The 21,762-nt window shown below is 42.8% G+C and carries 17 protein-coding genes and 1 pseudogene; all 18 read right to left on the bottom strand.

Features of this window, described 5'->3' with window-relative positions; translation table 11 throughout:
- A complete protein-coding gene (locus LI164_RS10680; protein WP_227070173.1) occupies positions 1–795 on the bottom strand; it encodes a PcfB family protein in 795 nt (264 codons plus the stop codon).
- Positions 779–2,164 carry a relaxase/mobilization nuclease domain-containing protein gene (locus tag LI164_RS10685; RefSeq protein ID WP_227081527.1) on the bottom strand — a complete coding sequence of 462 codons (1,386 nt, stop codon included), beginning with the start codon at positions 2,162–2,164 and terminating at the stop codon, positions 779–781. Before LI164_RS10685 ends, LI164_RS10680 begins: the two co-directional genes overlap by 17 nt.
- Entirely contained in the window at positions 2,155–2,496 is a 342-nt protein-coding gene (mobC, locus tag LI164_RS10690; protein WP_002594670.1) for a plasmid mobilization relaxosome protein MobC, read from the bottom strand. Before mobC ends, LI164_RS10685 begins: the two co-directional genes overlap by 10 nt.
- The gene (locus tag LI164_RS10695) at positions 2,459–2,617 is read right to left on the bottom strand and encodes a DUF3789 domain-containing protein (RefSeq protein ID WP_087203228.1); all 159 of its coding nucleotides are present in this window, start codon (positions 2,615–2,617) and stop codon (positions 2,459–2,461) included. The genes mobC and LI164_RS10695 overlap by 38 nt, the downstream gene beginning before the upstream one ends.
- A gap of 135 nt (positions 2,618–2,752) precedes the next feature.
- Complete coding sequence (locus tag LI164_RS10700) at positions 2,753–3,172, bottom strand: DUF3846 domain-containing protein (protein ID WP_195371600.1); 420 nt, start codon at positions 3,170–3,172, stop codon at positions 2,753–2,755.
- Positions 3,169–4,131 carry a DUF3991 and toprim domain-containing protein gene (locus LI164_RS10705; protein ID WP_227081526.1) on the bottom strand — a complete coding sequence of 321 codons (963 nt, stop codon included), beginning with the start codon at positions 4,129–4,131 and terminating at the stop codon, positions 3,169–3,171. The genes LI164_RS10700 and LI164_RS10705 overlap by 4 nt, the downstream gene beginning before the upstream one ends.
- Before the next feature lie 20 nt (positions 4,132–4,151).
- Positions 4,152–10,229, bottom strand: a complete 6,078-nt coding sequence (locus LI164_RS10710) for an N-6 DNA methylase (protein ID WP_227081525.1) — start codon at positions 10,227–10,229, stop codon at positions 4,152–4,154.
- On the bottom strand, positions 10,157–10,555 hold the full coding sequence (locus tag LI164_RS16345; protein ID WP_306666099.1) for a TnpV protein: 399 nt from the start codon (positions 10,553–10,555) through the stop codon (positions 10,157–10,159). Before LI164_RS16345 ends, LI164_RS10710 begins: the two co-directional genes overlap by 73 nt.
- A 799-nt stretch (positions 10,556–11,354) precedes the next feature.
- Positions 11,355–11,654, bottom strand: a complete 300-nt coding sequence (locus tag LI164_RS10720) for a hypothetical protein (RefSeq protein ID WP_015512771.1) — start codon at positions 11,652–11,654, stop codon at positions 11,355–11,357.
- The gene (locus tag LI164_RS10725) at positions 11,635–11,895 is read right to left on the bottom strand and encodes a hypothetical protein (protein ID WP_023920501.1); all 261 of its coding nucleotides are present in this window, start codon (positions 11,893–11,895) and stop codon (positions 11,635–11,637) included. The genes LI164_RS10720 and LI164_RS10725 overlap by 20 nt, the downstream gene beginning before the upstream one ends.
- A 12-nt stretch (positions 11,896–11,907) precedes the next feature.
- Positions 11,908–12,204: a hypothetical protein gene (locus tag LI164_RS10730; protein ID WP_055062735.1), complete on the bottom strand. Its 297-nt coding sequence runs from the start codon at positions 12,202–12,204 to the stop codon at positions 11,908–11,910.
- Positions 12,205–12,365: 161 nt separating this feature from the next.
- Positions 12,366–16,616, bottom strand: a complete 4,251-nt coding sequence (locus tag LI164_RS10735; protein WP_227081524.1) for a SpaA isopeptide-forming pilin-related protein — start codon at positions 16,614–16,616, stop codon at positions 12,366–12,368.
- Between the two features lie 284 nt (positions 16,617–16,900).
- The gene (locus tag LI164_RS10740; RefSeq protein ID WP_055290558.1) at positions 16,901–17,836 is read right to left on the bottom strand and encodes a ParB/RepB/Spo0J family partition protein; all 936 of its coding nucleotides are present in this window, start codon (positions 17,834–17,836) and stop codon (positions 16,901–16,903) included.
- A complete protein-coding gene (locus LI164_RS10745; RefSeq protein ID WP_054754259.1) occupies positions 17,793–18,617 on the bottom strand; it encodes a ParA family protein in 825 nt (274 codons plus the stop codon). Before LI164_RS10745 ends, LI164_RS10740 begins: the two co-directional genes overlap by 44 nt.
- 534 nt (positions 18,618–19,151) lie before the next feature.
- Entirely contained in the window at positions 19,152–19,331 is a 180-nt protein-coding gene (locus LI164_RS10750; protein WP_035402001.1) for a hypothetical protein, read from the bottom strand.
- Complete coding sequence (locus tag LI164_RS10755; protein ID WP_147567903.1) at positions 19,328–20,713, bottom strand: zinc-ribbon domain-containing protein; 1,386 nt, start codon at positions 20,711–20,713, stop codon at positions 19,328–19,330. Before LI164_RS10755 ends, LI164_RS10750 begins: the two co-directional genes overlap by 4 nt.
- Positions 20,714–20,868: 155 nt before the next feature.
- Complete coding sequence (locus tag LI164_RS10760; RefSeq protein WP_035401488.1) at positions 20,869–21,345, bottom strand: MGMT family protein; 477 nt, start codon at positions 21,343–21,345, stop codon at positions 20,869–20,871.
- 283 nt (positions 21,346–21,628) lie between these two features.
- Positions 21,629–21,762, bottom strand: a pseudogene (locus tag LI164_RS16350) (methionine--tRNA ligase subunit beta); the annotation flags it as partial.

Here is a 21,762-nt window from a genome sequence, read left to right on the forward strand (position 1 = left end):
TTACCTCTCTTTTGCTTTGGGTTTCTTCTTCGGCTGACGGTGTACCGTCTGACCGTTTTTCTGCTGCGGCTTCTTGCCGTCTTTCTTAATCTCCGGTTCTTTACGCTCTGCTTCTTTTTGCTGTTTTGCCTGTGCCTTGTAACGGTCAAGTTTCTCTTTGACCGATGGTTTTTCCACTGGCTTTGCAACACCCTTATCAGATTGCGTTTCTACCGGCTCTGAGTTTTGCCTTGACAGAGGGCTTTTGTCTGTTTTGGCGACTGAGGGGTTTGCGTTTGCTCGCTCCTCTTTCTGCATTGGATTTCTGACCGCTTCTTCCATAATGATTTCACTCTTGGATTTAGTCGGCTTTTCTTTTTCAACCGCTTCACGGTCTGCGATAGCTTTCTCTGCTTCACTGACAATCGAAGCCTTATCCACTTTGCCAAGTTCAAATCTTTCAACGATACGCTGAATTTTAGAAGCGTCCTCTGCTCTTGCGATAATATCTACCGGAGCATTCTCTCCCTTTGTGTTCTTATCTCTGAGGACACAATAAAGAACGCCATAGCGTTTTGCCTGTTCGGTAAACTTCTTCAAATCCTTTTGCGGAATGGAAAAGACTTTCAGCTCCTTGCCTGACTTAATCATATTGGTAAGCCTTGCTTTGCCCTTTGTCTTTTGTTCCTGCTTCAGAACCGATACCAAAAGCAATGCGATATTCTTCGCCGCCGAACCGCTTAATCTTGCAGCAACTTCAAATCCTTCAAGCGAAAGCCTAACGACCTGCTCTGCTGCGTCACCACCGTTGTTCATAGCGTGATTTCTCCTTTCTCTGCTGTTTTTCTTCCTCTGTTTCGATATGCTCAAGGTTTTCTTCCATAACCTTTGACCTCTCCGCAATATCCTCGCAGAGTTTTACTTCCCGTCGGAGTTTTTTCAATTCTCCGTTGATAGAAGCGATTTCATCTTTTGCCGCCTGAAGCTGACCATCATCAATATTTGTTCTTATCTTTTTTCGGAGATGTGTTCTTCCGGCAACAAGATTTTCCATCTGCTCCTCTAAGGAAGTTTTATATAAAAAAAGCTGTTCGTCCGTGGAAATATTTTCTCGTCCGAGCAGCCTTACTTCATCAGTAATCTTATCGAGCTTCATTAAATCATCTTTCAAGAGATAATGAAGCCTTGCGTTATTCTGTTTCTTATACTTGGGCAGATAACCGAGTCTGTAACAGTAATACAGATACAGCCCATAAAGTCCGCCTTTCTTTTTCAGCTTCTGCCCTCTGGTCTGCATACGGTACTGTCTTGGCTTATAAGTCGCCCTCTGGAACGGCTCAATCTCTGCCCATCTGTTACGATTTTCTTTGATACGCTCTACAATCCGGTCATTGGTATAATCTGCTCCGAGATTTTTCAGTCGTATCGGCTTATCGTATCCCTTTGGAATGACCGTCCAGTATTTTCGGCTTGGACTCAGGTTATAGGCATATCCCATTTCCTTGAGAGCAAACTGAAATTCTTTCAGGGTCTTGCTGTGGTCGATAGCATAGTCAATGGCTTCTTTTGCAACCGAGTAGCGTGTCGGCATACCTGCCTTTTCCTTCATCGTCAGATACTCCGACTGCTTACTGCGGTTCGGATTCGGGTCATAGTAAAGTCCGTACTTCTCACAAATCCTGTCTGCAACCTTTCGGAATTTGAACCACGCTTTTTCCTCGCCCCACAAATGTTTGCCATCGACAAAAGAAATAGAGTTGATGACAAAATGGCAGTGCAGGTGCTTTGTGTTCAGGTGGGTTGTCACAACGACCTGAAATCTTTTGCCCCACACTTCATTTGCAAACTCCATTCCGATTTTCTGTGCCATCTCAGGAGATATATCCGTTTCCTTGAAGCTCAAATATCCGTGATAGGCTTGGATACCGTCTGTCTTTTGGTACTGTTCCTTAACCGTTATGAACTGGTCACGGGCAATCGCCACATTACAGTTGATACCCTCAACATAGAACTCTCGCTCTGTTTTTTCTTCGTCCTTTGCATAAGCAATGACATCTGCAAGAGCCTGATACTGTTCCTGTGAAAACTCCCTTTTGATTTTGGCAGAAGTCTTTTCGGGATTGGTCGCATAGTCAATGACCTGACCGAGCCTTTCTGTTACCGACCACAACTTTGTTACTGCCATTTCATTTCGCTCTGATTTGGACGAAGATATGTCCTTTCAATCTCTGACTGGAACTTATTCCACTTCGCAGCTTCATTCTTCAGCATAGGTGCGTCAATGAAACCAAGCGTATTAGCTTTAGCTGCAAGCTGATTGATGTTATTACCGATAGAGGAAAGTTCCCTCATCACATCATAGAAGCGGTCATCGGGTTTCTCTTTCGGCTCGTAACCTCTGATAAGCAAACGGATAAGTCCTGCTTCGGAAAGACAAGCCTTCTTTGCCTTTGCTGCCAAATCCTGTGCTTCCTTGCGGTTAAAGCGTACAATCTTCTGAATGTTTCTCTTTCTCATAATCGGTATCTTCCTTTCTCTTTACTCTGCAATCTTTGTTAATCTGGAATAAGCACATCATCGTAACGCCAAGACAACTGCCGAGCAGTGTCCCAGCGGCGATAAGTAATAACTCTCTCAAATCAAGTTCTCCTTTCTCACGGGGTATTAGGGGCAACCCCTAACGAGCCTTTTACCGTTTGGGAAACTATGTTTATCCAAATGGTCTGCTCGCTAAGATTAAACATCTCCTCTGGGTTGCCCCGTTCTCAGGCTACTATCTCTCATAATCCTTTGATTTCGGCTTAAAAGGTTCAGCCACGATATTGCCGCCCACTTCCTTAGAAAAGCGTTCAGGATACTTGAACTGTTCCTTATACTTCTTCATCATATCGTCCGGCAAGCTCTGAAAGCTCTCACTCTCAGGCGGTGCATAACAGATAAAGAACTTGCCGCAGATAATATCTACCATCTCTTTCTTATCATTGTCCTGCACATAAACTGCACGGTTAAGCGGAAGTCCTCTCATCTTTCCTTCCTCATTACAGATGATTGCAACGTCATCGTCATAGGGCATATATTCCTCAATATCCCCGCCGACAACCTCCTGCATTGCTTCCAGACTGTCGTCGATTATAATTTCCTTCGGGTACTTTTCCGGTTCTACCAAGAGAACTTTAATCTTAGAATCATTCATCGTTCTTCATTCCTTTCGTGTATTTTTTTATTGTAAATTCCCATCCGCATACAAAGAAAATCGTTGAAGTCCTTACCTGCTTTTGGTGGCTCATCAACGATTTCATACTTATCCGGCAGAATAGTTTTTAAGGTCTGTGCTGCCTTTCTGCCCGCTATATCATTGTCAAAATGGATACGGATTTTCCTGACAGATGGGTTACTGCCAAGATACTTTTCCAGTGCAATCGGCACTTTACTGTCCTCAATTTTCTTTGCCGGAGAATACACCCCGGACAGCGAAACAAAGCTCATTTCTTTCCAGTCCTGCCCGTTCAGTTTTGCAAGCGTGGCATAGGATAACAAGTCAATGGCACACTCAAAGAGGTGTACTTCCTCCAAGTTTTCCTTACCAAGCCGAAAAGAATAATCTTTTTTACTGCCACTGCAATCGCCCATAATCCTACGCTTATTCGTGGAACGGTAGGCTGCATATTTGGGTTCTTTCTTCTCGTCATAGCCTACAAACACAACATTGTGATACGGCAGGCTCTCAAAGATAAGGTCATTAGAGATACAGTAATTGATGATTTCAAAATCTATTCCTCTCCCGAAAAGATACTCTGTAATCACTATATTGGAAGCACATTTTTCAGGGAGAAGAAGCGGTTTATTTTCCTCTTTTGGCTGTGGTTTTTCATAGTCCGGAGCCTGAATCGCTGTGTGTCCGATAATGGTTTCCACCGCTTCAAGGAAGCTGTAACCTTTGACCTTAATCAGATAATCCAAAGCACTCCTGCCACCGATACCTCTCGACCACCATATCCATTTCCCGTTTGAAATCTTCAAACTGTCGTGGGTTCTGGTGCAATAGGTGTTACCTGAAAACTTAACCAGCTCATACGGTTCATAATTTTTCAGGTAGGTTAATAAGTCCATCTGCTTCGCCTGAATGATTAACTCAGGTGCGATAAATGGCATATCGACCACCGCCTTCCTGTTTATCTCTCATACGATTTCTCCTTTCTGCCGCCGACTGGCTCGCCCTCATCAGGCTCTCCGCCGACAATCTCATTTTCCTTTTTATCCATATTGAGCAGGATATTCAGCTCATCAAGTCGGGCAGTTTTTGCCCTCAATTCTTCCTCCTTTGCAAACGGCTTTTCGATTTCCTGCTTCGCTGTTTCAAACTGCTTCTCCGTATTTTCAAGGCTGTTTTTCGTATCAGCAAGTGCTTCCTCAAAGCGTTCTATGCCGTTATCTATTCTCACGATATTACCATGAGCATCATCGCCAAGCGGTACATCTCTGCTCGTTTCGCCTTTCAGTTTCACAACATAATTACGCTGCACCGTATCAAAATACAGCTCCATTTGAAAGCCACGGTACTCGCCAAGTGGTATCGCATCAGGACTGTTCATTGACTTGCAGGCATTGATGATTGCCTGACCTGCTTCGGCTTTTTCGGAATAAGAAACACCCAATACCATCATTCCAAGCGGCTGCTCGTCTGTCGGTTTCGGGTGTGATTTTGCTGTTTCAACATCTTTTGTAAGTCCCTCTACACGGGATTTTAAGTAAGCAATCTGTTGTGGATAGAACTTGATGACCTTATCCTCCAGTCCGTATTTCTCCGATAAGAAATTGGATTTTAACATCTTCAGCTTCTGCACCTGAATGTCTAAGTCCATCTTTTCTTTGATATACGGATTGCCTGTTGCAAGCATTTTTATCTCCGCATAGGACAGTGCAGTTTCATCAATATCCTCTGCTGACCTGACCGGAGATTTGCTCGTCATAATCTGACTTGCGAACTTCTGCTTACCTTCCACGAGCTGATAGAGGTATGCATCAAAGGTCTGCTCTGTTACATAGCGGTAAATATCTACCTGCGGATTTTCATTGCCCTGACGGACAATTCTACCGGAACGCTGCTCCAAATCTGAAGGTCGCCACGGACAATCCACATCGTGAAGTGCGATAAGTTTATCCTGCACATTCGTTCCTGCTCCCATCTTCTGAGTAGAGCCAAGAAGCACCCTGACTTCTCCCTTGCGGGTCTTTTGGAACAGTTCCTTTTTCTTCATATCCGTGTCGGCTTCGTGTATAAATTTTACTTCACTTTCAGGAATACCTCTCTCAATCAACTTCTTCCTGATGTCGTTATAGACGGAAAATGTGCCATCATTCTTCGGCGTGGAAAGGTCACAAAACACAAGCTGTGCTGATTTCTTGTCGGCATTTTCTTTCCATATCCGATAGATGTTATCGACGCAGGCATTGATTTTACTGCCCTCAAAATCAGGCAGCATATCGTTTAGCATACGCTGGTCAAGAGCCAGTTTTCTTCCGTCATTCGTGATTTTCAGCATATTATCTACGCTTGAATCCACACCGCCGCCACGCACCTGCTCGGCTCTCTCTGCAAGGGAAGCAACCATTTCTTTCTGCATTTCTGACGGCTTTACTGCAATGTTATGGTACTTTGCTTCCGGTACTGGCAGGTTCAACATATCCGCTGTCTTAATGTCCGCTATCTCCTTGAACATCGCCATTAGTTCAGGCAAGTTATAGAATTTTGCGAACCTTGTCTTTGCTCTGTATCCTGTTCCTTCCGGTGTAAGTTCCACTGCCGTAATGGTTTCTCCGAAAGTGGAAGCCCAGGCATCAAAGTGCTGCAACCCATTTTTCACAAGCGTGCTGTACTGCAAATATCGCTGTATCGTATAAAGTTCCACCATACTGTTTGAGATAGGTGTACCCGTTGCGAACACGGTTCCTCGCCCTCCGGTAATCTCGTCAAGGTAACGGCACTTCATAAAGAGGTCGGAAGATTTCTGTGCTTCCGTCTGTGCGATACCGCCCACATTACGCATTTTTGTATAAAGATAAAGGTTCTTGTAATAATGGCTTTCATCAACAAAAAGCCTGTCTACACCAAGTTCCTCAAAGGTTACAACATCATCTTTTTTCGTCTGGTCATTGAGTTTATCAAGTTTCTGCTTGATAGATTTCTTTGACTTTTCAAGCTGCTTTATGGAGAAGTTTTCCCCTCGGTTTCGCTTAAGTTCCGCAATTCCTCCGGTTATCTCCTCAAGCTGCTGTTCTAAGATTGCCCTCTGTCTTTCAATGGACATCGGGATTTTCTCAAACTGTGAATGTCCGATGATAACTGCGTCATAATCTCCGGTTGCAATCCTGCCGCAGAACTTTTTACGGTTCTTGGTTTCAAAATCTTTCTTTGTTGCGACAAGGATATTCGCCGCCGGATAGAGCTGCAAATACTCAGCCGCCCATTGTTCGGTCAAGTGATTTGGTACAACAAACAGTGACTTGTTACAAAGCCCAAGCCTTTTCGACTCCTGTGCTGCCGCCACCATTTCAAAAGTTTTTCCTGCTCCGACTGCGTGTGCAAGAAGCGTATTTCCTCCGTAAAGGATATGAGCAACCGCATTTTTCTGATGTTCCCTGAGTTCAATTTCAGGGTTCATACCATTGAAAATGATATGACTTCCATCATACTCACGAGGTCTGACGCTATTGAATTTCTCATTGTAGGATTTGCAAAGCCTTTCCCTTCGTTCAGGGTCAGACCATATCCAGTCCTGAAATTCCTGCTTAATCATTTCCTGCTTCGACTGAGCAATCGCTGTTTCCTTTTTATTCAGGACAGCTTTTTTCTTTCCCTCATCATCTTCGATATAATCAAAGATACGCACATCTTTTAAGTTCAGCGTTTCCTCGATAATCTTATAGGCATTGATGCGGGAAGTTCCGTAAGTGTTATATGCCCTTACATTTCCTTTGTCATAGGATTTGCCCTCAATATTCCACTCACTCGTAAATGGAGAGAAGTGAACTTTGATATTCCACTGTGCGTAGCGTGGTGTTTCAAGCAAATGAAAGATAAACTCCTGCACATCGTCCGGTGGCAGCCAAGTTGCACCAAGTCGCACGGAAATTTCACTTGCAGTCAGGTCTTTCGGCTGCACCTTTTGAAGTGCTTCCACATTGACCTTATAATCTTCCGGATAGAGTTCTGCCGAGTTCTTTGCAATTCTCAGCTTCTCCCTGACATTACCCGAAAGGTATTCATCAGCCATCAGATACTTCGGTTCGTAAGAATTTCCATACTCATAAAGCGGGTTTAGGAAGATAACACCCTTTAAGTCCTCAAAGATTTCATTCTCCGATTTACCGGAAAGCTCCATCATATAGTCCATATCAATCGTGGCTTTTTCTCCAAGAGATACCGCCAACGCTTCGCTTGCCGTATCAACAGAAGTAACCGGAGTATGCGGCTTAATTGTCCTCTTAGAAAACATATCAGCCTTACGTTCCAGTTCTCCGTCCTCTCCGATTATCTCCAATGCAGAAAGCAAAGAGAATGAACTGTCCTGCGAAAAAGCAGAGGTATTTGCACGGCTGTTAATGAGTCCGTACTTACCTGAAAAGGTATCATAAAGTCTGTTTAATCTCTCCTGCTCCGCTTTTATTTCGCTGTCAGGGTAATCTTCTGTCTGCAATTCAATCAGCGTTCTGACGGAATTTCTAATGGCAATCATACCCTTAATTCGGTTCTCTGCGGTTGCCGACACCTCCACCGGAGTCATACGGGAATTTTCTCGATAGTAGATTTTATCGTCCACCACCGTATAGGAAAAGTTTCTCACTGTTGGGTCTGCCGGAATAGAATTATCTTCCTCCTCCAGTTCTTCCTCGGCTTCATATTCCGTGATTTCTCCGTGAATATTTGCTACCGCTTCATCAAGCTGTGCTGCAAGGTCTGCATTTTCATACGGCACACAAGTTGCTTCCATACCAAAACGCCCCGATACCATTTTCATTTCTCCAAGTATCATTTCGGGGTGCTGCACAAAATAAGAGTTCATCTTAATTCCGTTCTCATCGGTATCAAGATGAACCCAATCCGGCTCAATATCTATCAGTCTGTCACGCTTTTGCAGGATAAGAATATCCGAAACGACTTCCGTTCCTGCATTACCCTTAAAGGTATTATTCGGCAATCGGATTGCTCCAAGAAGCTCTGCTCTCTGTGCAATATACTTTCGTACTGCTAAAGTTTCCTTATCCATTGTGCCTTTGCTCGTTACAAGAGCCATCACACCGCCGGGTCTTAACTTATCAAGGGACTTGGCAAAAAAGTAATCGTGTATCAGGAACTTATGCTTGTCATACCTTTTATCCGATACCTTAAAATCTCCAAAAGGTACATTTCCAACCACTCCATCAAAGAAGCTGTCCGGCAGATTGGTTTCTTCAAATCCTTGTGCCGCAATGGTTGTTTTCTGATAAAGCTGCTGTGCAATCCCTGCGGAAATCGTATCAAGTTCCACACCGTAAATCTTACTGTCCTGCATTGTGTCCGGCAGCATACCGATGAAATTACCGATACCGCAGGACGGCTCTAACAAGTTGCCTTCCTTAAAACCCATCTGCTCCATTGCCTTATAAATGGCTGTGATAACTTCGGGCGGCGTGTAGAACGCAGTCAATGTGCTTTCTCTTGCCGAAGCATATTCTTCCGGTGTTAATACCGAAGAAAGTTCCAGATACTCCGTTGCCCACGCTGAATTATTTTCATCAAAAGCTTCTGAAAGTCCACCCCAACCGACATACTTTGATAAGATAATTTGTTCTTCAGGAGTGGCAAATCTGTTTTCTTCCTGACACTTTTTAAGAAGCTGTATCGCCATAATATTTCTGCGGAAGCGTTCCTTTTTACCTACCGTTTCAACCTCATTTTCTCTGAGATTAAAGGTATGACGGTCTGCCATAGGCACATCAGGGTGCAGGTCAAAGCCCTTGACCTTTTTCTTCTGCTCCCAAGCAGGAACTACCGGCTCAGGCTCTTTTTCATTTCTTTCTTCGGCAGGTTCTTCCTTCACAATCAAATGCTCATTCATCGGGTTCTCACGCACTTTTCTGTCAAACTCTGTGCGTGAAAATTCCTTATTGAGCAGTGGCATATCATAGTCATAGAGCATTACTCTCTCATCATCAACAGATAAGATTTCATACTCAGAAGCACCGATATACACCTTATCGCCAAGATGATATTCATACTGCATATCTTGCGGCTGTTCTGCTTCTTCAGGTTCTTTTTCGGTTGGTTCAACCTCCTGCTCCGGTGGTGCATTAGAGAGTATCTCACGATTTCTTTTCGTTTCCTCGATTTTGGCTCTGCGTTCCTCTTGGCTTTCAAGCCACTGAGGATAGTGTTCTTTTTCCTTTGGATTTAAGTATCTGTCCGTTCGGATAAGTTCCCCGATACGCTTCTCCACCTGCGACCACGAAAGTGTGATATGTGGATTTTCTTTACCGATGCCTTTCGTAATCGTAATACCTTTTCCATCGTGGCTCTCATCAATGCCTGCCCCGATTATGACGGGATAAGAACCGCCCCAACCGTATTCATTTTTCAAGAAGTCGGCATTTTCTTTTGCAGAAAGGCTTTTTTCAAACTGCTCATAAATACGCATTTTACCCTCAGAAAATCCGCTTCCGTTCGCAAGAACAGCGTCGATAATCTCCTGAGAAAAAGTAAAGGCAGAGGTTTTCTTTTCCTCTGCCCGACCGTCTAATATGAATGTCATCTGACCGTCCATTGACGGTAATGGTTTTATGCTGTCACTTAATTCTCCCAATAATCGCATAGCTTCAAAATGTCGGGCAATAACAGCCCAATCATAATAGCTCTGTGCGGTTCTGCTGTCGTATTTGCCCTCCCACAAATGCAGAACGTTTTCAAAGGTCTTGTACCCTACTGTCCTGCCGTCCTCTAAAGTAAGTTCGGTATAATCATTATTGAAAATACTCTTTATATACTCTGTGCGGTCTTTGTTATCAGGATTACGTTCATAATAATCTTTGATTTCTTCCAGACTTGCTGACAAATGTGGTGTCGTTCTGAGAATTTCATTGATTACTTCATCACGTCCAAAGAACGGAAGGCTTTTATCCTCGTGCGTTCTGTCGTAATACTCTAAGCGAATATCACTTCCGCTTTCACGATTTCCTGTGCCGAATTGCGAAGGGAGTTCATCAGACGAACCCATTTCATCATATCCTCCGCTTTCATCTGTTCGGTCACTCCCTCTTTCTGTGCCATCTGGCTCAGAATTGTTTCCTCCATCTTGCTGGCTCTCTGTTCCACTTCCGCCAAGTGCTGTGTCAGTTCGCCCCTCGTCAGGAGATTGTAGTAAAGGACTCTGTGATGTTCCTTCAGAAACTCTCTCCTCATCTGAGCGTATCTGCCCAGCGTCACTTCCGGCTGCTGTGGAAGTTTCAGGTTCGGAAGGCTGTAATCGCCCACCATCGTGTAGGTCAGTTCGTTCATTGTCCAAACTCCTTTCGTCGTTATTTTCAACCTTATTGTATTCATTTCTGTCCTGACCGACAATTATGCGATTTTGACGGTTGAGTGCAGTAATTGTTTTAGATATTTCCGTCAATCCCATTTCTGCAATATCACTGGTAGCAAATCCAAGTGCATTGAGTGTTTCCTGCGTATTGAAGTTGGTAACATCTCTGAAATCATCAAGTTCAAAATAACCGTCCGTATCAACGCCGAGCCTTGACATCATCATATATGCCACACTGTTTGTCACGACATTTTTATAAATGAAAGCCACAATATCCTCTTCCACTTCCTCAAAGGAACTGCCCTCGGTTGCATAGTAAAGGTCTTGCAGATAATCAGGGATATTATCCTCTGCCGCATTTCTTGCTGCTCCCATAATTGCTTCGGCAAGACTGCTCTTATTCTCAATCTCTCCGAAAGTGCTTTCCAATGTTTCAATCACATCAGCTTCGTATTCCTGACGCATATCCCAAATCGGGACTGTTCTTGAATATCTGCTTTCGTGAGTATCTGAAATATCAAAGTAATGTGTCAGTCTTTGCCGTGAACGGTTTTCATCAGCAAAAACAGCAATACCTCTTGCACCTCGGTTGACCCATCTGCCAAAAATTTTGTTCCACTGCTCTATCTCAAGAACCGCTGTTGCATCAGGTCGCTGTGCATATACAAGTAGCTGTTCGTCATAACGTAACTTATAATTTCGGCAAGCCGAAGCCAAGAATGCCTGCCAGTTCTGAGGATTTGACACAACCGTTTTGCAGGTGCGGTTGTAAAGCTCAGAAATAAGGTCATATTTTCGTGCCATTACTCTTGCACCTCCTTATCGCTGTTTTTCTCTGTTTCTGGTCTTGTTTTTTGACGGTTCGGATTGATTGACAGGTTCAACTTTACTTCCACTAAGCTCCATTTTTTCAGCAAACTCGCATATATGATAGCAGCAATTTCCGACATACAAATGGTAGTCATCAATATACTTGCACACTCTGTCTGCTGTGTGTCCATCACGAAAAGTAATCCTGATTTTCCCTCCATCGGGAATATAGAATTTCAAATTGTAATGACTGTCTATAAATCGAATTTGCTTTTCCTGCGGCTCTGCTCTATTCTCCTGTTGCTTCATTTTCCTTACCTCTCATTTTTGTTGCTTCATCAGAACCGCCGCCCAAATACGAAAAGAGTTTACCGGACTTTGTATTCTTCTGAAGCTCCATAATCACACCCATATCAGGAATCGTGATATTCGGGATTTTCAGGATTGCTTCCATATCAAGCTGCTGCAACTTTTTCTCCGTATCACAACCGGAGTCAAAGAGTTTATTCAGCACCTTGACCTTATTCTGAAAAGTTGCTTTGTCTTTCACGAAAATACCTCCTTAGCTAATGTTGATTACAATAGAAATACTGCCGCTCTGTTCTTCTTTCTGCGGATTACGTGAATACTCAGGAAAAAGGGACTGTACTCTCTGCCTTGCCCTGCGTATGGTTTCAAAACAAGGAAGTCCGTATGCTCGGTAATTAAATACAATATCCTCAAGCGGAAGATTTCCGGCAGGTATATATCCGTACCGATTGTAATAATGCAGAATAAGAAGCATATCATCATACCTCGACATCGGGCATTCCTTTAAGATTTCAAGCACTCGGCTCTCCACCGTTTTCTGTTGTTTCATAATGTTCCTCCAAAAATTAAAGGGACAGAGTTTTTTACGCTCTGCCCCGACTGATTAATGTTCGCTTGTTACTTACTTCTTACGGTTTTTAACCTGAAGAAAGATAAAGCCGCCGACAATAACGGCGACTAATGCGATAGCGATAATTGTCTTTGCTTCCATTACTCGTTACCCTCCTTTTTCTTCTTTTTGTATGCAACAACAGAAGTTACGGCGATACCGACAGCAGAAAGTCCGGCAAGGACATACCAAAGTTTCATATTGGTATCATCTCCTGTTTTCGGAGTATCCCTCAACTCATTGTGCATTTTTACAACGGCTGTTTCATCAAGTTTGATAGTAACATTCTGGTCGGCAGGTGTGATATATGCGGCAGAGGCATTGTTTGCCACTTCGGATACGGTATATTCGCCAATACGAAGTCCCTCAATCACAATTTCGCCGTTCTTATCTGTTTCAAATGTCATATCATAACCGTTTGCTCCGGTTACTCTGAACGCAAAACCTTTAACCTTACCATCTGAAGATGTCTTGACGATTTTCAGTGTTCCACGCATAGCTTCATTGATAAATCCAACACCAGCCTTATTCTCAACGGAATAAGTTGTTTCGTCTTTCTCAATGAAAACAGAGTATTCTCCCTTATCAAGCAGGAAGCCCTCTGGTGCTTTTGTTTCACGGACAATATATTTTCCGTAAAGCAGCTCTTTCATCTCATAAATTCCGGTTTCGGTTTCTTCAAGATTTCCGATAAGTTCATCGCCATCATCAATCTTTCCGTTCTCATTGGTGTCCTTATATACCTCAAAGGTTGCACCCGTAAGTTTGTTATCTGGATATTCAGCGTCCACCTTCGTGAGTCTGATATTGCCGTGAACATACTCATTGACAATCTCAATTTCAACTACCTGCTCGGCTTTGCTGATATTGACCTCATACGCCTTTTCATCAAGAACAAATCCCTTTGGCTGCTCGATTTCTCTTACAATCCATTTGCCATAAGGAACTTTTGCAAAAGAAAAACTACCGTCTTTTGCAGAGGTAGTCGTCATAAGTGCAGTATCCTTTGTAAATTCTGTTTCTTCGGCTTTGAAGATACCGATAACAGCACCCTCAAGTGCTTCTCCGTTCTCGTCAATCTTCTTACCTGATACAGAACCATAGATAAGTTCATTCTTGATTTCTTTTCCATCATTCACTTTGATTTCAACTGTTGCGGTATCCTGACCTGCATATTCAAACATAACCGGATATTTCGTATCAGAGAGAACATAATGCTCATCGGTTGCAATCTCCTTGACATAGTATTTGCCAAACGGAAGGTCTGACTTCATAACAGCAGTTCCATTTTCATTTACGCTGACAATCTCAATCAGTCCATCAGCCGGAATAACTGTACCGCTTGCAGATACAATATCTTCTGCGGCATAAAGACCAAAGCTGATGTTTTTGATTTCTCCGTTGTCGCCAATACCAAATGTCTTATCCTTTTCAATGGCTTTTACAAGGCTTACCTGCACTTTCTGTCTTTCGTTATAGAATGATGTGGAAGTTTCGGTAACAGAGATATTCTGACCTGCATAAGTAAGCTCAACCGTATGGGTTTCGCCACTGACTACCATTCCGTAAGGTGCTGTAATTTCCTTGACCTCGTATTTTCCGAGATAAAGTTCTTTGCTCTTCACAAATCCATCGGAGCTTGTTGTGATAGTATCTACCACTTCGCCCTTTGAACAGCGGAGCGTACCGTCCGGTGTGCTAATATCTTCCGCAGCACGGACTTCATAAACTGCTCCCTCAAGTCCTGTCACTTCATAAACAGGCTGATAAATAACATCACTGTCCTCAGAACCACTTACATTGACACCACTAAATACTTCTCCGGTTTTTTCAACCGTGATAGTACCTTTCTGTGCCATATTCGGCTTATTGACTTTCACAACAGTTACGCCGCCTTCCTCTGTGGAATTTTCTTCGGTAATATCAAAATATACCGGAGTATCATCAAGTACATATCCGTATGGAGCTTGTACCTCTACGATAGAATACCCCTTGCCGTAATCCAGTTTCTCAGGTGTGACAAGAGAACCATTTGCATCGGTATAGAACACATCAATCGTGGTCGGTGTCGGATAAGTAAAGGTCATTTTGACCTGATTACCCTGCGGGTCGTAAATCTTAAATCCTGCTCCTGCATACGGAATACTCTTTCCGCTTTCTGCGTCCACCTTAACTACATTGACAAAGCTCTCGAAGTTACGGTTATTGATGAGATAACGATAAGTCTGTGCGTTCTGTGAAATGAACACATCAAAATCATCCATCATCTCTCTGCCTTCCCAACCAGAAGTCTGGTGTACGGTATAAATACCATACGGCATATCTTTTGTCTGACCGAAGCCATTTTCATCGCAAACAATGGTATCTCTCTCGTCTTTATTGGCTGCGTCATAGCTTCCGGCAGATTTCAAATAAATCTCAAAGGAAGCACCCTTTTCAGGTGTTTCAATCTTTGTTTCTCCGTCATCGGTATGTTTGATGATAGCCACATTGCCTTTGATTACCTGCTCGGTTACATCATTGGAAGTAAGGTTGTGTTCCACCTCATAAAGTTTCGGGTCTGCACCTACTTCATGGATAGTCTTATCAAGCAAATATCCCTCTGACGGTGTGATTTCTCGGATTGTCCAGTCGGTATCACAAACATATTCTTTGGTAGTGAACTGACCGTTTTCATCAGTAACATACTTATCTACAAGCGTTTCTCCCTTATAGATACCGTAAATTGCTCCCGAAAGTTTGGCATTGCCCTGTGCTTCGCCTTTCTCAGCGTCGCTCTTTGTTACTGTTACAGTAAACTTCTTCAAAATATTATTGAAGTTTCTTGTGGTTACTTCTTTCCACTTCACTGGTGCAATCTGATTTTTCGGCACAACATAACGGATAGCCGTGTCTACTTCCTCAAGGGTATATGGTTCAGAACCACTGATAAGCACATCTTTGAAAGTTGCCACACCGTTTTGATCTGTAACTGCATACTGGTCAACAGCAGCACCGGAAAGAGAAGTACCGAAAAGATGGAACTTCATACCTTCAACAAGATTATCTTCTGAGGACTTCACTACCTGAAGGTCGCCACGCTTCAATTTGTTATTAAAATTGACCTTTGCAACCTGTCCTGCTACAACAGTAACTCTATGTGTTTCCTGCGGCTCGTACTTATCGTATGCCTGCTCGGTTACAGTATAGATACCCGGCATAAGGTTATCAATCTGGAACTTACCGCCATTAGCTGTTGTAACCGTCTGATTGATACCGTTTCCGGTAATCGTGAAGTTAATACCGTCAACCCTGCCGTCCTCACTGGTCTTTACAATCTGACAAGAACCATAGCTGACTTTCATCTTCACATAACCGTTGATACTGTCGCTTACTTCCTGAGCATAGCTGACAACATCCTGCACACTGGAATTCTGACCGTGTTTGCCCTCTGACCATACAACCACACCTCTGCGGACTGCATTTTTCTTGGTTGCGGTAATGGTAAATTCCTTACTCGGTGCTGTATCCATAGAAACCGTAAGTTTGTTACCATTCACTGAAAAGCTCACTCCACTGATGCTTGCCTTGAAATTATATTTGGACAGCACATTGTTTGAGTCTGTCAGGGTAGTTGTGTACTTACTTCCATTCCACTCAAGTTCTATTGTCTTTGCCGAACCGGATGATTTATTACAAAAGCTTGGTATGGTCGCATGGTTCTGTACACTCTGCACCATACTGTTGTAATAACTGAAAATCTTATTGCGGAGCGGATGCCTTGCATTGATGACATCTTTCACATTGCTGCAACCACTGGCTGATACATGATTGAAGTTCACATCACGCTCTCCGATAACAGTTTCCCAGATAAGAAGCTGTGTGGCATAAGCCTGTGCAATGCTGTTTGCTGCTGCTTCATTCTGTGACCTCCAAGATGTCGAGATTGTCCCACGATAGCCATACTGTAAAATACGACCAACGAAAAGACGGATTTCATCTCCGGAAATAACCCCATTGGATGCAAGGTTATTAAAATAATTTTCGTCATACTTATTCATTGTCTGACCGACCTTGAGCGAAATTCCCGGCTCAATACAATAAGCAACATTGCCTGAGTATGAGCCAATAGCCTTAAGATTGGTAAAATTGGAACGTCCGGTATGCCAACCATTTTTCAAGGTCAAATTGCTGTGTCCCCATACCCCATCGTAATTAGCATCGCCATCACGAGGGAAATCGACCATATAAACATCGGCTTTTTCTCCCGAAGCAGCATATGCTGTTGTCGAGCCAATGCCTGCAAAAGTGGTCACACACATAAGGGTCGCCAAGAAAAGCGACGTGACTCTTTTGAATTTTGACTTTATCATTGCGTTTCCTCCTGTAAAAATTGAAAACACACCGTATCGCTACGATGTGCCTTTGTGGATTTTCTCTTACGACAGAATTTACCTGCCGAAAAACAAATGCGGATTTTTCGTTAATTTTTCATTTTACCATACACCTCCAGTCCGTTCATACTGTGCGATTGCCCCTTAGAGATAGACATATACTTTGAGATAGTTATATTCAAGTGAGATAATATATATCATTTTCGGTAGGTAGAAGTATAACTAAGGGGTTAGAGTGTGAGAAAGGGGAACTGTAAAACAGGCTATCTGCTGTCACGCTCTGCACGGTTACGCAAAAACTTGTTGTAATGCTCCAATGCCTTGCAGACAAAATCCTCCGTCTGACTGACGGGAATGTTTTTCGGGATAAGCTGTCTTACTCTGTCGCCCCTCAACACGATTTTTTCCTTTTGGTTCGGCTTTTCCTCAGACATAACAGCGTGGATTGCTTCTGTTGTAAGGTTGCCCTCGTTGAATAACTTTCGCATACGGATTGTCTGGTCGTGTGACGGGGTTGCGTCATTCAGGTCGATTTCGTCAACCACATCACGCTGGCAATCTTCGTCAAGATAGGAAAGTTCTACGGCAGGACGCATTTTAATACGCCCCTCGTCAACAAATTCAAGCAGTTCAGGAACAAGGTTTGTCAGACGAATATAACGCTGTATTTGTGTTTGACTTTCTCCACTTTGTGCAGCAAGTTCTTCCCTTGAATAATTTTGTCCCACTGGGACTAAATTATTTTTTGTAGGTCTGCCTGCTTGTCTTTTCATTGCTTCCAAACGCATTTTATAGGCAAAGGCTTTTTCACTCGGCAATATCTCTGACCTCTGGAAATTACTTTCAACCATTAAAATGGTCGCTTCATCTCTGTTCAGGTCTACAATCTCACTTCTCAGTGTTTCAAATCCTGCCAGTTCACAAGCTCGCTTTCGTCTGTGTCCTGAAACAAGTTCGTATCTGCCGTCCTCTTTCTGCCTTACCGTTGCCGGAGTAATCACTCCTCTTTCCTTGACACTCTCCACAAGCTGCATCATATCTTCATCGTCCCTGACCTTAAACGGGTGGTCGGGGAAATCATCAATTAGCTCCAATGGAATATCTCGGATTTTTGAAAGCTGTTCTTCATCTCTCTGTGCCTGCGTGGTAAATAAATCATCGAGCTTCGTGAGAGTGAAGTCGCTCTTTCTTCCTGCCATCGGCTAACACCTCCTTTGTAAATTCAGCGTATGCCTTAGACACTGTGCTGTTTGGCTCATAAGCATAAATACTCTTGCCTTTGGAAGAAGTTTCAGCGGCTTTTACGGCAATCGGGATTTGTGTTCGATACATTCTTATCTGATTACCAAAGTTTGCCCTGAGTGCTTCCACCGTACTCTTTGCAAGGTTTGTTCGGCTATCCACCAAAGTAAGAAGCATACCGTCTATCTTAATATCCGGATTGATATACTTCTTTACTTTTGAAATGGTCTGCACAAGCTGTGTCATACCCTTTGCAGGCAAATACTGAGCCTGAACCGGAATAATAACACTGTCTGCCGCCGATAAAGCATTGAGAGTAACCATACCAAGTGAAGGCATACAGTCTATAATTACATAATCATATCTGTTCTTCACTTGACTCAGATAATTCTTGAGTGTAGTTTCTCTGCTCATTGCGTTCACAAGGTTAAATTCCATTGCTGAAAGCTCAAGGTTTGCCGGAACAAGGTCAACACCTTCTTCGTGGTGCAGGATACCAACCATAGGGTCTGTCATCGTTTCATTGATTACATCTGTGAGTTTCGTTGCAAGCGTGATACCCAAGCCGTCTGTATCCTGCCAACCAAGACAAGTCGTTAAATCTCCCTGCGGGTCTGCGTCTATGAGCAATACTTTCTTGCCCTGCATTGCAAGCCCGACTCCGAGATTAACGGTTGTGGTAGTCTTTCCGACTCCGCCTTTCTGGTTACATACGGAAATCGTTTTACAGTTTGACACTTCTTTTTGCCCTCCTTTCTGAAAATTCATAGCCACCGCATTATGGCTATGTACCTGACCGACTCATTTCCTAATCGGTCATAGCAATATTTGTTCTCAACACCCCTTGCCAAGCAAAATGCTTATGGGAAATCACTAAGGAACAGACTGCTTATCTGTATCATAGGGTTCTAACCTCTGCCGGGTACTCCGCCAGCTCCGTAGAGAAGTATCATTATCATTCTGACTGTCATCGCCATATCAGGGGCAACCTGATACTCATAGCCGGAGTTCTCGCTATTCTGAAATACAGAAATCACGGCGTACCTGCTAAAGTGGCTATCATCAGAAATAAAGTCTTAGTGAATGACTTATTCAATTTTCAAGCGAAAAGGCTTCCGTTTTTGCTATCCGGAATGAACCCCTTCACTCATTTGGACAAAGGGGTATGAAATGCACACCCAAAATCTCCTCTTTTCCAAAAAATTCTTCCAAAAAATTTTTGAAATAAAAAAGCCGCCTGCTCCGGTTAGGAAACAGACGGCAAATCACGTTCTAAATGTATTCAATTTTCAATTTCTTTTTCTTTGCTTCAAGCACTTTACATAGAACATCATCTACTGCGTCGGTGTATCGTCCCTGAGCTGCTAAATTGTTCTTCAATTCAATGAGCAATTGTATCACTCGGCTTCGTTCTTCTTCATTTAAGTATAGATGATAGGTTTTCTCTCTCATTGGCTGTCCCTCCATCTTTCAAATGTATTTTTGATTATCTCCACATCTTCCTCGGTATCAGAAGAAATAAATATATGTACGTTCTGAAAAGCTTTCTTTAAATTATTGGCATAATCCAGTTCTGTGCCTTTCATCGGCAACTTAATCAGCCTTATTCCTCTTTGCTTGCACATATATGCTTTCATTATTTCTATATTCTCGTCAGCACTTTCTGACTCAATAGCCAACTTCTCTGAAGCTATGTATGTTTCAAGCGGAACTCCAAGCAATCGGTCAGAACCAAGTTCTGCTTTCAAGCCTTTCTTATTAGAATAATAGCTGACAGCCAAAGCAGGAAACAATGACAAATACTCCTGCTCACAAATTCGGCAGCCTTTATTCAATATCGTTCTTTCATTTATCTTCATACTCCACGAATGACCGTGCCTGCATTTCCACCACGCTCTCTTTGCCGAAGTTCGTGATACCTCTGTAGGTTTCAGTTTATTCTGTTCATAATCCCATTCGCTAAGAAGCTGACTGTCTGTTGTCGCCAAATCATTATATCCGGCAAGGACTTCTCTCTCCGCACAAACGGGGCATACCGTACCTTTCACACGGGCATTGATAACTGATTTCCACTCGTTACCGCATTTTCTGCACTTCCACCAGACATTTTTCCTCGATTTTGCATTTACCTCATCAGGCTTCAATGGTAAGTTCTTCTCCGACCACTCCGAAGCAATTTCAGGGTGTGTTGTCTGCAAATCATTAAACCCTTTCAGGAATATGTACCCACTGCAATACGGGCATTTGCTCCCACCGGAACGAGTAGAAATAAGGGTGTTCCACTCTCTGCCGCAATCCTTACACTTCCACCAAGCCTTACGATTGGCAAAGACCGTAACCTGAGTTGGAAGTAACGGATAATTTCTATCCGACCACTCGGCAGCTATATCCGGCAGAAGTGTTGCAAGGTCATTAAATCCTGCCAACACTTTATTATGAGAGCAGTACGGACAACCTGTTTTATTTATTGTCCTGCTCTTAACGGCAGCTTCCCACTCGTGACCTTTTTTACATCTCCATATCACTTTCTTATGAGAACCAATAGAAACCTCTATCGGTTTTATCTTATTCTTTTTCGACCACTGCTTTACCAATAGTGGCTCTAATGTCGCCAAATCGTTAATACCTGCAATCACTCTCGCACCGGAACATATCGGACATTTCTCTCCATTAGAACGAGCCTTAACGCTTGCCTGCCATTCATGACCGCAAGCACCTCTCCACCATACTTTTTTATTTGAACCGAAAGTAATGTCATCAGGCGTAAGCGTTAAATTCTTTTCCGACCACTCCGAAACAAGCTCCGGGTGTACTTCTGCTAAACTGTTATTCATAGCCAAACCTCAACCTCCTTGTGCTTAGAGTATATGAAGTTTTGGCTTTATCTTGTAGTTTGCGAATATCCGTATAAATAGAAAAAGCCCTTTGAGAAAGGGATTTCTCCTCTCTCAAAGGGCAAGTTGGCAAACTGAAAGTTTCACATTATCTATTACAATGTAAATAATGCTTTTTCGTAGTCCTTAACATAATACTTAATATTGGTTCTACCTTTTTGTATTACAGTATGTCCCTCCTTCTCAAGCATCTCCTTTTGTGCCTCAACTCCTCCAGGATACTTTGCATTTAATTCCCCATTTGCTTTTAATGTTCTCCAATAAGGTGTTTTATCTTCTGCACGCTGATAACTCGCCCATGCAACTATTGAAACAAAAATTCCAGCTGTGATTGGCTCTGTAAAATCAGCACCGCTTTGTTTAGCAAAGTAATCTCTTATTGTACCTACAGTAAGCAATTTACCACAAGGCACAAGTCGCATTACTTTGTCATAGTCAATAGGTGGGGCAAAGTACATTTTATCTCCACCATATTTTTCAATGCTCTTTTCATCTGTTATTATTTGAACTTTAGGCATATCCTTGCTATCCATAAGCATAGCATTAAAATCTTTTTTATCTTCATTTGCCATAAGTATCACCTCCAAGCCAATCATATCTCAATAAATATACTCATGCAATGAGACGGTTTTTAAATTTCTCTCAAAAATTCCGATTTGTATTTCTGTTTGTTTTAAAAATGGGCAACTCCAATTGGAATTGCCCACTCATTGCACTAATTATGCGATTTTTTCTTGCTTGCACCGATTTCTGCATCAAATGATGTAAGTTTGATGTAAATCGCTGTTTTTTCAGTTTTTTATCAAATGAAGTATGTCCCGTCTATTTGGTAAAACGGTACATCTTTACATCATCTTAATAGAGCTTCGCACCTGCCGGAATGTGGTCATCTACCATCAGAAGATGAAGCTTTTCTTCGCCTTCTTCTTCATGAATAGCACTGAGGAGCATACCGCAAGAGTCAATGCCCATCATAGCTCTCGGTGGAA

The organism is Dorea sp. 210702-DFI.3.125, from assembly GCF_020560945.1.
Lineage (GTDB): Bacteria > Bacillota > Clostridia > Lachnospirales > Lachnospiraceae > Dorea > Dorea formicigenerans.